Annotated in this window: 17 protein-coding genes and 1 pseudogene; 7 read left to right on the top strand and 11 right to left on the bottom strand. The window is 48.7% G+C overall.

The genetic code is table 11. The annotated features are described in order from the left end of the window. On the top strand, positions 1-234 hold a 234-nt coding region (locus BHE85_RS01575), incomplete at its 5' end, for an IS1 family transposase (RefSeq protein ID WP_001393844.1). A 54-nt stretch (positions 235-288) separates the two neighbouring features. Continuing rightward, positions 289-2,274, top strand: a complete 1,986-nt coding sequence (gene pdeR, locus BHE85_RS01570) for a cyclic di-GMP phosphodiesterase (RefSeq protein WP_000859951.1) — start codon at positions 289-291, stop codon at positions 2,272-2,274. Here pdeR and ymiD read toward each other — a convergent pair. After that, positions 2,256-2,384 carry a protein YmiD gene (gene ymiD, locus BHE85_RS27145; protein ID WP_211180493.1) on the bottom strand — a complete coding sequence of 43 codons (129 nt, stop codon included), beginning with the start codon at positions 2,382-2,384 and terminating at the stop codon, positions 2,256-2,258. The two genes, pdeR and ymiD, sit on opposite strands and share 19 nt — an antisense overlap. Before the next feature lie 36 nt (positions 2,385-2,420). Between ymiD and BHE85_RS01565 the strand changes: the two genes are divergently transcribed. From BHE85_RS01565 to osmB, 3 genes are all read left to right on the top strand, one after another. Next, a complete protein-coding gene (locus tag BHE85_RS01565) occupies positions 2,421-2,594 on the top strand; it encodes a YciZ family protein (RefSeq protein WP_001288368.1) in 174 nt (57 codons plus the stop codon). An 89-nt stretch (positions 2,595-2,683) separates the two neighbouring features. Then, positions 2,684-3,433 carry a DNA-binding transcriptional regulator YciT gene (gene yciT / locus BHE85_RS01560; RefSeq protein WP_001088626.1) on the top strand — a complete coding sequence of 250 codons (750 nt, stop codon included), beginning with the start codon at positions 2,684-2,686 and terminating at the stop codon, positions 3,431-3,433. 268 nt (positions 3,434-3,701) lie between these two features. Next, positions 3,702-3,920 carry an osmotically-inducible lipoprotein OsmB gene (osmB, locus tag BHE85_RS01555; protein WP_000498253.1) on the top strand — a complete coding sequence of 73 codons (219 nt, stop codon included), beginning with the start codon at positions 3,702-3,704 and terminating at the stop codon, positions 3,918-3,920. A 125-nt stretch (positions 3,921-4,045) separates the two neighbouring features. Here the strand turns inward: osmB and yciH are convergent, their stop codons facing one another. From yciH to pgpB, 5 genes are all read right to left on the bottom strand, one after another. Beyond that, complete coding sequence (yciH, locus tag BHE85_RS01550; protein WP_001362354.1) at positions 4,046-4,372, bottom strand: stress response translation initiation inhibitor YciH; 327 nt, start codon at positions 4,370-4,372, stop codon at positions 4,046-4,048. Further along, the gene (gene pyrF / locus BHE85_RS01545) at positions 4,372-5,109 is read right to left on the bottom strand and encodes an orotidine-5'-phosphate decarboxylase (protein WP_000176275.1); all 738 of its coding nucleotides are present in this window, start codon (positions 5,107-5,109) and stop codon (positions 4,372-4,374) included. The genes yciH and pyrF overlap by 1 nt, the downstream gene beginning before the upstream one ends. A gap of 192 nt (positions 5,110-5,301) precedes the next feature. Continuing rightward, a complete protein-coding gene (gene lapB, locus BHE85_RS01540) occupies positions 5,302-6,471 on the bottom strand; it encodes a lipopolysaccharide assembly protein LapB (RefSeq protein ID WP_000891343.1) in 1,170 nt (389 codons plus the stop codon). Positions 6,472-6,477: 6 nt separating this feature from the next. After that, a complete protein-coding gene (lapA, locus tag BHE85_RS01535; RefSeq protein WP_000876286.1) occupies positions 6,478-6,786 on the bottom strand; it encodes a lipopolysaccharide assembly protein LapA in 309 nt (102 codons plus the stop codon). A 148-nt stretch (positions 6,787-6,934) separates the two neighbouring features. Continuing rightward, positions 6,935-7,699 (bottom strand): phosphatidylglycerophosphatase B, encoded by a 765-nt coding sequence (gene pgpB, locus BHE85_RS01530; protein ID WP_001256536.1) that lies wholly within the window; start codon positions 7,697-7,699, stop codon positions 6,935-6,937. A 169-nt stretch (positions 7,700-7,868) separates the two neighbouring features. On the opposite strand from pgpB, the gene ribA reads away from it, so the two are divergent. Then, positions 7,869-8,459, top strand: coding sequence for a GTP cyclohydrolase II (gene ribA / locus BHE85_RS01525; RefSeq protein ID WP_001176295.1), 591 nt, complete (start codon positions 7,869-7,871; stop codon positions 8,457-8,459). Between the two features lie 63 nt (positions 8,460-8,522). Here the strand turns inward: ribA and acnA are convergent. The 5 genes and pseudogenes from acnA to cysB all read right to left on the bottom strand — a co-directional run bounded on the left by acnA (position 8,523) and on the right by cysB (position 13,173). After that, positions 8,523-11,198 (bottom strand): annotated as a pseudogene (acnA, locus tag BHE85_RS01520) (aconitate hydratase AcnA). A 163-nt stretch (positions 11,199-11,361) separates the two neighbouring features. Beyond that, a complete protein-coding gene (ymiC, locus tag BHE85_RS01510; RefSeq protein ID WP_001310756.1) occupies positions 11,362-11,457 on the bottom strand; it encodes a small membrane protein YmiC in 96 nt (31 codons plus the stop codon). Between the two features lie 113 nt (positions 11,458-11,570). Then, positions 11,571-11,738, bottom strand: a complete 168-nt coding sequence (gene yciX, locus BHE85_RS01505) for a protein YciX (protein ID WP_001297116.1) — start codon at positions 11,736-11,738, stop codon at positions 11,571-11,573. 2 nt (positions 11,739-11,740) lie between these two features. Continuing rightward, on the bottom strand, positions 11,741-11,881 hold the full coding sequence (locus tag BHE85_RS01500; protein ID WP_001300896.1) for a YmiA family putative membrane protein: 141 nt from the start codon (positions 11,879-11,881) through the stop codon (positions 11,741-11,743). 317 nt (positions 11,882-12,198) lie between these two features. Beyond that, positions 12,199-13,173, bottom strand: coding sequence for an HTH-type transcriptional regulator CysB (gene cysB, locus BHE85_RS01495; RefSeq protein ID WP_000776253.1), 975 nt, complete (start codon positions 13,171-13,173; stop codon positions 12,199-12,201). A gap of 234 nt (positions 13,174-13,407) precedes the next feature. Between cysB and BHE85_RS01490 the strand changes: the two genes are divergently transcribed. Next, a partial coding sequence (locus BHE85_RS01490; protein ID WP_047664789.1) for an IS1 family transposase occupies positions 13,408-13,572 on the top strand: 165 nt, incomplete at its 3' end.

The raw sequence follows: 13,572 nt of genomic DNA, 5'->3' as shown, positions 1-13,572 counted from the left end.
TCGGCCTTTGAGGTCGTGGTATGGATGACGGATGGCTGGCCGCTGTATGAATCACGCCTGAAGGGAAAGCTGCACGTTATCAGCAAGCGTTACACTCAGCGCATTGAGCGACATAATCTGAATCTGAGACAACATCTGGCAAGGCTGGGACGGAAGTCACTGTCGTTCTCAAAATCGGTGGAGCTGCATGACAAGGTCATCGGGCATTATCTGAACATAAAACACTATCAGTAAGTTGGAGTCATTACCGTCATGTTGTTCCTTTTATTTAACCGGAGGATATGCATCATGAAAACCGTTAGGGAGTCCACAACGTTGTACAACTTTCTCGGATCGCACAATCCATACTGGCGGTTGACGGAAAGCAGCGATGTTTTGCGCTTTTCTACCACCGAAACCACAGAACCTGATCGTACTTTGCAGTTATCTGCCGAACAGGCTGCTCGCATCAGGGAAATGACGGTCATCACCTCCAGCCTGATGATGAGTCTGACCGTCGATGAGAGCGATCTTTCTGTGCATCTGGTAGGACGAAAAATCAATAAACGGGAATGGGCTGGCAACGCGTCTGCATGGCATGACACACCGGCAGTTGCTCGTGATTTATCACACGGGCTTTCCTTTGCTGAGCAGGTAGTTTCTGAAGCACATTCCGCAATAGTGATTCTCGACAGCCGGGGGAATATCCAACGCTTCAATCGGTTATGTGAAGATTACACTGGGTTGAAAGAACACGACGTCATTGGCCAAAGCGTGTTTAAACTGTTTATGAGCCGTCGTGAAGCTGCGGCATCCAGGCGCAATAACCGTGTATTTTTTCGAAGCGGCAATGCATATGAAGTCGAACTGTGGATACCAACATGTAAAGGCCAGCGGCTGTTTCTGTTTCGCAATAAATTTGTCCACAGCGGCAGTGGCAAAAGCGAGATTTTTTTAATCTGTTCCGGCACCGACATTACCGAAGAGCGCCGCGCTCAGGAGCGACTGCGTATTCTGGCAAATACCGACAGTATCACCGGACTGCCGAATCGTAACGCAATGCAGGATTTAATCGATCACGCTATTAATCATGCAGATAACAATAAAGTTGGGGTTGTGTATCTTGATTTGGATAATTTCAAAAAGGTCAACGACGCCTATGGGCATTTGTTTGGTGACCAGTTATTACGCGACGTGTCATTGGCTATTTTAAGCTGTCTCGAACATGACCAGGTGTTGGCGCGTCCAGGTGGGGATGAGTTTCTGGTACTGGCATCCAACACCTCACAAAGCGCGCTGGAAGCAATGGCATCACGAATTTTGACCCGCTTACGGCTCCCCTTTCGCATTGGTTTAATTGAAGTTTATACCAGCTGTTCAGTAGGTATTGCACTCTCTCCCGAACATGGTTCAGACAGCACGGCTATTATTCGTCACGCCGACACAGCAATGTACACAGCGAAGGAAGGCGGACGAGGACAATTTTGCGTTTTTACCCCAGAAATGAATCAACGGGTATTTGAATATCTCTGGCTGGATACCAACTTGCGTAAAGCACTGGAAAACGATCAGTTGGTTATTCACTATCAACCGAAAATCACCTGGCGTGGCGAAGTGCGCAGTCTGGAAGCACTAGTACGTTGGCAGTCACCTGAACGTGGGTTGATTCCACCGTTGGACTTCATTTCCTACGCCGAAGAGTCAGGGCTAATTGTGCCTTTAGGCCGTTGGGTGATTCTCGATGTCGTACGCCAGGTGGCAAAGTGGCGGGATAAAGGCATAAACCTGCGAGTGGCGGTAAATATTTCTGCACGTCAGCTCGCCGATCAAACCATTTTCACCGCCCTGAAACAGGTTCTCCAGGAACTCAATTTTGAATACTGCCCTATAGATGTTGAACTGACAGAGAGTTGTCTGATTGAGAATGATGAACTGGCACTGTCTGTTATTCAACAATTTAGCCAACTAGGTGCGCAAGTGCATCTGGATGATTTTGGTACCGGCTACTCTTCACTTTCGCAACTGGCGCGCTTTCCGATCGATGCCATCAAACTTGACCAGGTTTTTGTTCGAGATATTCACAAACAACCTGTCTCGCAGTCACTGGTCCGGGCGATCGTCGCTGTGGCCCAGGCATTGAATCTTCAGGTGATCGCCGAAGGTGTAGAGAGTGCAAAGGAAGATGCTTTTTTAACCAAGAACGGGATCAATGAGCGGCAAGGATTTTTGTTTGCCAAACCGATGCCCGCCGTCGCCTTCGAACGCTGGTATAAACGCTATCTGAAGCGCGCATAAGTAGATGAATATATATACTTAGCGCTATATCCCGTCATTATATATCGTATTCCTGGATGATAATTAGCCGTTGCTGTTAAACACTTCTCTTTTAGCGGCAATTTTTGCATTATTCATTTTCCACTTTTGCTATAAGGATGTCCTTGATGTCTGAATTTGATGCCCAGCGCGTTGCCGAACGTATTGATATTGTGTTAGATATCCTTGTGGCAGGCGATTACCACTCTGCGATCCATAATCTCGAGATACTTAAAGCAGAACTCTTGCGCCAGGTTGCTGAATCTACGCCAGACATCCCGAAGGCACCGTGGGAGATTTAACAATCGTGCCTTCAGGTTTTCCTATTTGAGGATGCCCGGCGCGTCAGTATTTTTTTATTTAGTATTATAACGTTATAAGAATTACAGCGATGAATTCCCGACAACAAACTATTCTACAGATGGTCATTGACCAGGGTCAGGTTAGCGTAACCGATCTGGCAAAAGCCACTGGAGTTTCTGAAGTTACCATTCGCCAGGATCTCAACACCCTCGAAAAACTGAGTTACCTCCGCCGTGCACATGGCTTTGCAGTTTCGCTTGATAGTGATGACGTCGAAACCCGTATGATGAGCAACTATACGCTGAAGCGTGAACTCGCCGAGTTTGCCGCGTCACTGGTTCAACCGGGCGAAACCATCTTTATCGAAAATGGCAGCAGCAATGCCCTGCTCGCCCGGACTCTGGGGGAGCAGAAGAAAAATGTCACTATCATCACGGTCAGCAGCTACATCGCGCATTTGCTGAAAGACGCGCCTTGTGAAGTCATTTTGCTCGGTGGCGTGTACCAGAAAAAAAGCGAAAGTATGGTTGGCCCGTTGACACGCCAGTGCATCCAGCAGGTGCATTTCAGCAAAGCATTTATTGGTATTGATGGCTGGCAACCTGAAACTGGATTCACCGGTCGCGATATGATGCGTACCGATGTGGTCAATGCCGTGCTGGAAAAAGAGTGCGAAGTGATAGTCCTGACTGACAGCTCGAAATTTGGTGCTGTACATTCATACTCCATCGGTCCCGTTGAGCGATTCAATCGCGTGATTACCGATTCGAAAATACGCGCCAGCGATCTGATGCATCTTGAGCACAGTAAACTCACCGTTCACGTCGTTGACATTTAACCATTTCCCTTCTCTACGGATGATTTGCAGTTTGGCAAATCATCCGCTCTAAGATGATTCCTGGTTGATAATTAAGACTATTTACCTGTTATTAACACGCTTAAGATATAAAATTATTATCAGCGATATAACAGGAAGTCATTATCACCTGCGTGATATAACCCTGCGCGCGAGCAGATTTCACGGAATAATTTCACCAGGCTTATTCTTAGCTATTATAGTTATAGAGAGCTTACTTCCGTGAATCATAAATTCAGGAGAGAGTATTATGTTTGTAACGAGCAAAAAAATGACCGCGGCTGTTCTGGCAATTACTTTGGCAATGTCTCTGAGTGCCTGTTCTAACTGGTCTAAACGGGACCGCAACACCGCAATCGGCGCGGGTGCAGGGGCATTAGGCGGTGCAGTACTGACCGATGGCAGTACGTTGGGTACATTAGGTGGTGCAGCTGTCGGTGGTGTTATTGGTCACCAGGTCGGTAAATAATCGTAAATAAATGTCGATTATCGACTCGCAATTATAATACGCTTGATTTTGTTCAGTACGAAATAACTGAATAATACACACAGTAAAATATTCGAAAGCCACGGATATATCCGTGGCTTTTTATGTTAACCGCCTGCGAGTTTTACCTTCATCCCTTTCGCTTCAAGTAGTGATTTTAATAAATCACGCTTATCGCCCTGGATTTCAATAACTCCATCTTTAACTGCTCCGCCGCAGCCGCATTTTTTCTTCAGTTCCGCTGCAAGTTTTGTCAGTTCGGCATCATCGAGATCGATACCGGTAATCAGGCAAACGCCCTTACCTTTACGTCCACTGGTCTGACGCTGAATACGCACCACACCATCGCCTTTAGGGCGTACTGGGGCCGCTTTTGGCTCATCAATACGTCCGGTTTCCGTTGAGTAGACCAGACGGCTGTTGGAATCACTCATCATGCACTCCGCTGTAAAGAGGCGTTGATCGCTTTCAGTGTTTGCGCTGGATCTACCGATTGCGTTACCGGGCGACCAATCACCATATAATCAACACCAGCCGCCAACGCCTGTTCTGGCGTCATAATGCGGCGCTGGTCACCAGCATCACTCCCCTGCGGACGAATGCCCGGTGTAACCAGTTTGAACTCCTGACCGAATACCTGTTTAAAGCGCACAGCTTCCTGAGCAGAACACACCACACCATCAAGGCCACATTTTTGCGTCAGTGCCGCCAGACGTTCTGCATAATCTGCAGGTGACAGTGTCACGCCAAGATCGGCCAGGTCGCTAGCTTCCATGCTGGTCAACACTGTTACAGCAATCAAAAGCGGTGCATCTTTGCCAAACGGAACCAGTGCCTCACGCGCTGCGGTCATCATACGCGCCCCACCAGAGGCATGAACATTCACCATCCACACGCCTAAGTCAGCTGCAGCAGCGACAGCGTGCGCTGCAGTGTTAGGAATATCGTGGAATTTCAGGTCAAGAAAGATATCAAAACCACGCTGTTGAAGTTCGCGCACAAACTGTGGCCCAAACAATGTAAACATCTCTTTGCCGACCTTCAGACGACAATCGCGTGGGTCGATCTTGTCGACAAAGGACAGCGCGTCATCACGATTATGATAATCAAGGGCAACAACCACAGGAGAATTCGTAACAGCGCGGGAAGAAGATGAAGCAGTTAACGTCATGACCAGACCTTCTTGATGATGGGCACCGGAAGTGGCGCGAAACAGGTAAACGGCGAGCATTCTACCCGTGGAAATAAAAAATTAACAGTTGCGATTTTTCCCCTGGCAGGCTTTTTCTGCTCCGTCGTTGCCGGAGCACAATGGAACATCAATAACTAGCATGTTGTAACTAAAGTCGGATTTTTTTAAAAATTACAGGCCATCAAGACCGCGAATCGGTTTAATGGTTGACCAGGCCCGACAAGACGGACAATGCCAGTAGAGGGTGTATGCGGTAAAACCACATTTCTGGCAGCGATAACGAGGCTTACTACGTACCTTTTCGCCAACCATGTCACGCAGCACCATCAGGCTCTCTTTGGCACGCCCTTCTTCCGCTTCATTTAAGTGGTAATCCATTAACTTATGGAACACACGCATGGTCGGATGACGCTGAAGCTGGCGCGTAATATAGACCTGTGCGGCCTCACTACCGTCGCGCGCTTCGATGATATCAGCAAGCATCAATTCAGCATCGGCACCGGTGTTCTCTTCCACCGCGCGTTGCAGGAATTCTGCCCATTCGGCAGTTTTACCCAACTGCTGATAGCAGGTTTGCAACATTTCCAGCGTTTCGCTGACCAGTTCTCTGTCCTGGGATATCACGCGTTGCAAACTTTCGACGGCTTTGGCGTATTCTCCTTTCGCCATAAACACGCGTCCCATCATGATGGATACGCGGGCTCTGTTTTTATCTGCCGCCGCCCCTTTTTTTAGCAAGGTCATGGCACGATCGAGATCGTCGCTGGCCATATGCTGCAGGGCTAACTCACAGTAGAAATGGGCAATTTCGACGCGCTGTTTATCTTTACCCAGCTTCACCAGGCGTTCGGCAACATCAATTGCTTTCTGCCACTCACTGGTAGCCTGGTAGATTTGTAGCAACTGTTGCAGAGCGCCAATGCGGAAGTCAGTTTCATCGGTCAGCTGATTGAACATGTCTTCCGCGCGGTCGTATAACCCGGCGGCCATGTAATCACGCCCTAGTTGTTGAATCGCCAACAGACGCTGTTCATAGGTCAGCGAGGCGCTTTCCATTAGGGTCTGATGGATGCGAATAGCGCGATCAACTTCGCCACGCGAACGGAACAGGTTTCCGAGCGTAAGGTGGGCTTCAACGGTGCCTGTATCCTCTTTAAGCATATCGAGAAACAGGTCTACCGCTTTATCCTGTTGATTACTAAGCAGGAAGTTAACCCCCGCTACGTAATCACGCGACAAGCGGTTGGCTTCATCTTGCTTGTTTTGTTGCGCACTTCTGCGGCCCATATACCAGCCATAGGCAGCGGCTACAGGCAAAAGCAGAAACAACAACTCCAGCATAGAAAGTTATTCCTTCGCCGCTGACGAGTGCGGCACTACAGCCACGTCAGTCGCGGGTGAAAGCTGGTTTTCCAGTCGCTTTATTTTACGTTCAGCGCGCGCCAGGGAAACACGAACTCGCAGCCAGAACAGGCCACAAATCAACCAACCGATAGCAAACCCCGCAGCAAACAATACCGCCAGCAATGTGGAAATACGGTACTCCCCTTGCGCTAACAGATAATTAAACGTCACCTGTTGATCGTTCTGCGCACCCAACGTGACCGAAATCACGAAGATCGCTAACACCAGTAAGAAAATGAGTAAATATTTCACATTACTTCCCGTTATGTGGTTAGAGCGAATAAATTATGGTCAACTTACCGCAATAGCCCTTTAAAGTACCATTTTCGCGCCGTCTGCGAAATGGCATCCACGCGCATTGTTGATGATTTAAGGGCTAAATTCGGAAAATCAACCAGCGTTAACTTTCTTGTTCTCGTTGCGCTATTTCGCGATTTTCTTCCGCAGGTGGTGTTAATGGCCCACAAATTCGTTGCGCAAGCCACGTTGCCACCGCCACCAGCGCCCACGAAATCAATGTAGCTACTACCAGATCGCGTGGCCAATGCATCCCGAGCAGCAGGCGGCTTCCCATGACTCCCGTTGCCCAGAGCAGCAAGATAGCAATGGTTAACGTTCGCCGACGCGGCCACAGCAAACCAACGGCCAGCAGTGCCCAACTGGCAGCAAACATCGTGTGACCGGAAGGAAAGGCAAACCCCGTCTCTTTCTGCCAGTGTGAACGCAAATATTGTGGGATATTTTTCTCTTCAGCCAACTGTTCTTTCACTAGATTTCCGCGTTCTGCTCGCTTTAAAGTGTAGAACTCATCAACCGGAATATGATGTGTTTTTTCCAGCCAGATAACAAAAGGTCGTGGTTCCTGGACTTTGTCTTTGATCCAGGATTTAACGCCTTGTCCCACAAGGATTGCGGCCGCCAGAATGGCAAATAATACAAAGGCAGCCTTAATGCGAAAACGCAGACACCAGAGAAACCAGCCGAATAAAATCAAATGTGTAATGACGCCCCAGGGCTGGGTGACAGTTTCAGTAACCCAAAAAGCCGCTTTTAGTAGCCAACTTTGTTCTCCAGGTTGCCAACGCCAGCCAGAAATCCATACGGCTACTGGCATGACAAGCAATAGTGCAGCTCCCACTGCGGTACGTCTGGCAATCGAACGCATGGCCTCTCCTTTTTGATAAGTCCCACAATCATAACTGAAAACGCCAGTTCCAGGAAAAATTGACAGATTTGTGCCATTCCGTGAACGATCGACGCGTCGTGATTAGGTGAACCCCTTCTCGTTATGGCAAAATAAGCCAATACAGAACCAGCATTATCTGGAGAATTTCATGCAGCTTAAACGTGTGGCAGAAGCCAAACTGCCAACCCCATGGGGCGATTTCCTGATGGTGGGATTTGAAGAACTGGCAACCGGACACGATCATGTCGCGCTAGTCTATGGCGATATTTCCGGGCATACCCCGGTACTTGCGCGCGTCCATTCCGAATGTCTGACCGGTGACGCCCTGTTCAGCTTGCGCTGCGATTGTGGCTTCCAGCTCGAAGCGGCATTGACGCAAATTGCCGAGGAAGGCCGTGGTATTTTGCTGTATCACCGTCAGGAAGGTCGTAACATTGGTCTGCTGAATAAAATCCGCGCTTACGCACTGCAGGATCAAGGTTACGATACCGTAGAGGCTAACCACCAGTTAGGCTTCGCCGCTGATGAGCGCGACTTCACTCTTTGCGCTGATATGTTCAAACTCCTTGGCGTCAATGAAGTCCGCTTGTTAACCAATAACCCGAAAAAAGTCGAAATTCTGACCGAAGCAGGGATTAATATTGTTGAACGCGTACCATTGATTGTAGGTCGTAACCCCAATAACGAACATTATCTCGATACCAAAGCCGAGAAAATGGGTCATTTGCTGAACAAATAACCCTCTCGCATTGTGGAATTAATTTGCTTGCCGGAAGCAAAATAACCGGCAAGCAAATACTTGTTACTTCAGCATATTACGAATGACATAATGCAAAATGCCGTCGTTCTGGTAGTAGGTCAACTCCGTCGCGGTGTCGATACGACAACGGCAGGGTACGACTTCCTGGCTACCATCCGCGCGCGTAAGCGTCACCGGAACCGTCGCGCCGGGTTGTAGATTTTGCAGGTCGCCAATATCAATCTTCTCTTCCCCGGTTAGCCCTAACGTTTTACGCGTCACGCCTTGCGGAAATTCCAGCGGCAAGATGCCCATGCCAATTAAATTCGAACGGTGAATTCGTTCAAACGATTCGGCAATCACCACACGAATACCAAGCAGACGCGGACCTTTTGCCGTCCAGTCACGGCTGGAGCCTGATCCATACTCTTTCCCGGCAATCACCGCCAGCGGCGTTTGCTCCTGCTTATAGCGCATCGCGGCATCATAGATAGAGACAACATCGCTGTCAGGTAAATGCCGCGTCATCCCCCCTTCAACGCCAGGCACCATTTCATTACGGATGCGAATATTGGCGAAGGTGCCGCGCATCATCACTTCATGGTTACCACGCCGCGAACCGTAGGAGTTAAAGTCTTTTCGCTCAACACCCCGACCTTGTAGATATCGACCCGCCGGGCTGTCGGGCTTAATACTGCCCGCCGGAGAGATATGGTCAGTGGTGACTGAATCCCCCAGCATTGCGAGGATCCGCGCACCGTGAATATCTTCCACAGGTGCTGGTGTTGCCTGCATTTCATCAAAGAAAGGCGATAAGCGAATATAGGTTGAATCCTCCTGCCAACCGTAGGTATCGGATCGTGTGACGTTAATTTCCTTCCACTCTGCTGTGCCTTCAAAAACTTCTGCGTACTCTTTACGGAACATTTCTGTGGAGACTTGTTCTACCGCACGGGCAATTTCCTGTGCCGATGGCCAGATATCTTTCAGATAAACCGGGTCGCCTTTACGATCATGACCAATAGGCTCAGCAGCCAGGTTGATATTCATATTTCCCGCCAGCGCATAGGCAACCACCAGCGGCGGCGAGGCCAGCCAGTTAGTTTTAACCAGCGGATGGATACGGCCTTCAAAGTTACGGTTGCCGGACAGCACCGCACCGACGGTTAAATCGCCTTTTTTGATTGCCGTTTCGATAGGATCGGGCAGCGGCCCAGAGTTACCAATACAGGTGGTACAACCGTATCCCACAAGGTTAAACCCCAGTTCGTCGAGATACGGTGTCAGTTTCGCTTTTGCCAGATAATCAGAAACGACTTTCGAACCCGGTGCCAGCGACGCTTTGACCCACGGTTGCCGCTTGAGGCCCAGAGTTACGGCTTTTTTCGCCAGCAAGCCTGCGGCCATCAGCACACTTGGGTTAGAGGTGTTGGTGCACGAGGTTATCGCAGCAATGACCACAGCGCCATCAGGTAACTGATACTGATGTCCGTTCATAACATAATCGACCGGCTGGCGATCTTTATGCGTGGCATTCACTTCCAGTTCGTTACTGGCGGCAAATGCTTTTGGTACATCGGGCAGTGCAACGCGATCCTGTGGGCGTTTTGGCCCTGCCAGGCTCGCTTCAACGTCATTCATATCCAGTTCTAACGTACTGGTAAAAATCGGTTCATCGCCCGGGTTACGCCACATGCCCTGCGCTTTGGCATATTTTTCGACCAACTCAACCTGATCTTCGCTGCGCCCGCTTAAACGCATGTAATCGAGGGTTACAGCATCGATTGGGAAGAAGCCACAGGTGGCACCATATTCTGGCGACATATTGGCAATGGTGGCGCGATCCGCCAGCGGTAGTGAATCCAGACCATCACCATAAAATTCGACGAATTTCCCCACCACGCCATGTTTGCGCAGCATTTGGGTAACAGTGAGAACCAGGTCTGTGGCGGTAATACCTTCACGTAATTTACCGGTAAGTTTAAAGCCCACTACGTCCGGGATAAGCATGGAAACCGGCTGGCCTAACATTGCGGCTTCTGCTTCGATCCCACCCACGCCCCACCCCAGCACGCCAAGGCCGTTGATCATAGTGGTGTGCGAGTCAGTACCAACGAGTGTATCCGGATAAGCAATCCATTCACCGTCCTGCAATTCACTCCACACTGCTTTGCCGAGATATTCGAGGTTAACCTGATGGCAAATGCCTGTGCCTGGCGGCACGACGCTAAACCGACTGAACGCTTGCTTTCCCCATTTCAGGAACACATAACGTTCGTGGTTGCGCTCCATTTCCAGGCGTACGTTTTCTTCAAATGCCTCATCATCACCAAAACGATCGACGGTCACCGAGTGGTCAATGACCAGGTCGACCGGTGAGAGCGGGTTAACCTTTGCAGTATCGCCGCCGAGGCGTTTAACCGCTTCGCGCATTGCCGCCAGATCAACAACGGCAGGTACGCCGGTAAAGTCCTACATCAGCACCCTTGCCGGGCGGTAGGCAATTTCACGGTCAGCATGGGCATTTTTCAGCCATCCTGCCAGCGCGTGGATATCCTCTTCGGTAACCGAGTTACCATCCTGCCAGCGCAGCAGGTTTTCGAGCAAAACTTTGAGTGACTTGGGTAGACGGGTGATATCGCCCAGTGATTTAGCAGCAAGCGGCAGGCTGTAGTAGTGGTAAGTTTTATCTTTGGCCTGCAACGTGTCCTTACTGGCTTCTCGTAGGGTTGACGACATAGCTCCTCCTTAATGACAGGGTTGCGAAGCCCTGATTCTCTTCAGGGTGAATATTAAAGATAACACAAACATCGCGTAACGATTTGATAACAACCCAAATTGATAAAAGAGGAGAAACCTTGTGGCAAAGCAAATGACAACCCCGCCGCAGCGGGGTCAAGGATCAGTGAGTAATGATCCAGAGGAGTTCGGCCCAGAAGAGCATCGACAGAGAAAACGCGCCCATCCAGGACCAATATTTCATATTTGTGTTGATCATAGGCTACACCCTTAACGGTTATTATTTTGTGTTGAGATAACTCAAGCTGTTATTGCTGCGGTGTATTAAAAGCCCTTTAATTCATTAAAAATGGGTAATAAGAATGATGATAATTATTGTTTCGGCTGATCATCTTCAGCAAACAGTTCTATAAAGGCTTGCTGCTGCGATGTTAGTTGCCAGTCATCTGGAATAACGACGGAACATTCCCGTTTCGTTTCTGTTTCATTGTCACTATGCTGGCATAATGGTGACGACTCCAGTTGCTCCTGACCGACCATAGTTATCCCCACACTTTCCAAATCAGCAGTGCGACAACCACCCAGAAAAGTGCAGAACCAAGAAAAACCGCCAGCCAGGCTTTACGTTTTAATTCAGGATCGCGGCGGGGTTCCTGATTTCCAGAAGGCATTGCTAACCTCATATAATCGCCATCACTTATCAGCAAGACGTTGAACGATTGGTGTAATTAATCATACGATGAGACAAATCCTAAAGAAACTTTAGTCAAAAATCCAGCGAATTTACGAATCGTCTCCAGTGAATAATTCAATCTTTTGACCTGAAATAGATATTTGAAAACTGGAATTTGCGAGGCGGGTAATTAGACACTACTTTACAGGTAATTTACCCTATAAATATGAGGGATAAAAATATTGTGCACGGTATAAAAATAAGTAACAAAAGAGAATATATTCCGGCACCTTCGCTACATAAAAGGTGCGAAAATAACGCAAGAAATTATTTTTCCGGCAGTTTTATATCTTTAAACATGACCTCAATTTCTTCATTAGAGCGCAATGCGACAGCCGCATCAACGACATCACGCGTTAAATGCGGTGCAAAACGCTGAATGAAATCATACATATAACTGCGCAAAAAAGTACTACGGCGAAAACCAATTTTGGTTGTACTGTGGCTGAAGATATCGTGAGCATCAACGCGCACAAGGTCCGGATCGGCGACCGGATCCACCGCCATGCTGGCAATGACCCCTACCCCCAGCCCTAACCGGACGTAAGTTTTAATGACGTCAGCATCCGTTGCCGTGAAAACGATACGCGGCGTTAACCCTGCGCGGTTAAAGGCAGTATCCAGTTCTGAACGTCCGGTAAAGCCGAAGGTATATGTCACCAACGGATATTGCGCCAGTTCTTCAATGGTAATGGCTTTTTTGCCTGCCAGCGGGTGATCCGGAGTGACTACAATAGCCCGATTCCAGTGGTAGCACGGTAACATCACTAAATCTTCATACAGATGCAGCGCTTCTGTGGCGATAGCGAAATCGGCATTGCCTTTAGAGACGGCATCAGCAATTTGTGTCGGCGAGCCCTGGTGCATATGCAAAGAAACGCGAGGATAACGCTCAATAAAGCCTTTGATGACGTTTGGTAATGCGTAGCGTGCCTGGGTATGCGTGGTGGCGATATACAGTGAGCCTTTATCCGGCCAGGTGTGCTCTCCGGCAACCGATTTTATGGCATCGACTTTCGACAGGACTTCGCGAGCGATACGAATTATTTCTTGCCCTGCTGGCGTTACCTGCGTCAGGTGCTTGCCGCTTCGGGAAAAAATTTGAATGCCTAGCTCGTCTTCCAGCATTCTGACTTGTTTACTGATCCCGGGTTGTGATGTGTAAAGTCCTTCCGCTGTTGATGAGACATTCAGGTTATGATTGACCACCTCAACAATATAGCGAAGTTGTTGTAATTTCATGTTAAACCATCCACTTAGACGCCATCAGAACATCGTTTTTTCGTCACACCTGGCGGGTGACTAATACGATTTAATAATAAAAAAGGTGCTAACTATAACCACTATATCATTTATAGCCTTAGTGTATAGGTGTGAAGAAAAAATAATATGCAATAAAAAAGGGCCGCTTTCGCGACCCTGGTAATGCTGCCAACTTACTGATTTAGTGTATGATGGTGATTTTAAGGTGCTTGCGTGGCTTCCATTTCCATCAGATGTCCTTCCTGCTCCGCTACTGAAGGCGTGGTGCGTAACGGCAAAAGCACTGCCGGACATCAGCGCTATCTCTGCTCTCATTGCCGTAAAACATGGCAACTACAGTTCACTTACACCGCCTCTCAGCCCGGTACGCACCAGAAA

The sequence above is a fragment of the Shigella sp. FC1567 genome (genome assembly GCF_001743015.1).
GTDB classification, from domain to species: domain Bacteria; phylum Pseudomonadota; class Gammaproteobacteria; order Enterobacterales; family Enterobacteriaceae; genus Escherichia; species Escherichia coli.
Note: the sequence above shows the minus strand (reverse complement) of the source record. Positions and strands in the feature narration are given on the sequence as shown.

Excerpts from the sequence above, each read along its gene's own strand:
- pdeR (WP_000859951.1), top strand. The coding sequence starts at position 289 with ATGAAAACCGTTAGGGAGTCCACAACGTTGTACAACTTTCTCGGATCG.
- ymiD (WP_211180493.1), bottom strand. The coding sequence starts at position 2,384 with ATGCAAAAATTGCCGCTAAAAGAGAAGTGTTTAACAGCAACGGCTAAT.
- BHE85_RS01565 (WP_001288368.1), top strand. The coding sequence starts at position 2,421 with ATGTCTGAATTTGATGCCCAGCGCGTTGCCGAACGTATTGATATTGTG.
- yciT (WP_001088626.1), top strand. The coding sequence starts at position 2,684 with ATGAATTCCCGACAACAAACTATTCTACAGATGGTCATTGACCAGGGT.
- osmB (WP_000498253.1), top strand. The coding sequence starts at position 3,702 with ATGTTTGTAACGAGCAAAAAAATGACCGCGGCTGTTCTGGCAATTACT.
- yciH (WP_001362354.1), bottom strand. The coding sequence starts at position 4,372 with ATGAGTGATTCCAACAGCCGTCTGGTCTACTCAACGGAAACCGGACGT.
- pyrF (WP_000176275.1), bottom strand. The coding sequence starts at position 5,109 with ATGACGTTAACTGCTTCATCTTCTTCCCGCGCTGTTACGAATTCTCCT.
- lapB (WP_000891343.1), bottom strand. The coding sequence starts at position 6,471 with ATGCTGGAGTTGTTGTTTCTGCTTTTGCCTGTAGCCGCTGCCTATGGC.
- pgpB (WP_001256536.1), bottom strand. The coding sequence starts at position 7,699 with ATGCGTTCGATTGCCAGACGTACCGCAGTGGGAGCTGCACTATTGCTT.
- ribA (WP_001176295.1), top strand. The coding sequence starts at position 7,869 with ATGCAGCTTAAACGTGTGGCAGAAGCCAAACTGCCAACCCCATGGGGC.
- ymiC (WP_001310756.1), bottom strand. The coding sequence starts at position 11,457 with ATGATCAACACAAATATGAAATATTGGTCCTGGATGGGCGCGTTTTCT.
- yciX (WP_001297116.1), bottom strand. The coding sequence starts at position 11,738 with ATGGTCGGTCAGGAGCAACTGGAGTCGTCACCATTATGCCAGCATAGT.
- BHE85_RS01500 (WP_001300896.1), bottom strand. The coding sequence starts at position 11,881 with ATGAGGTTAGCAATGCCTTCTGGAAATCAGGAACCCCGCCGCGATCCT.
- cysB (WP_000776253.1), bottom strand. The coding sequence starts at position 13,173 with ATGAAATTACAACAACTTCGCTATATTGTTGAGGTGGTCAATCATAAC.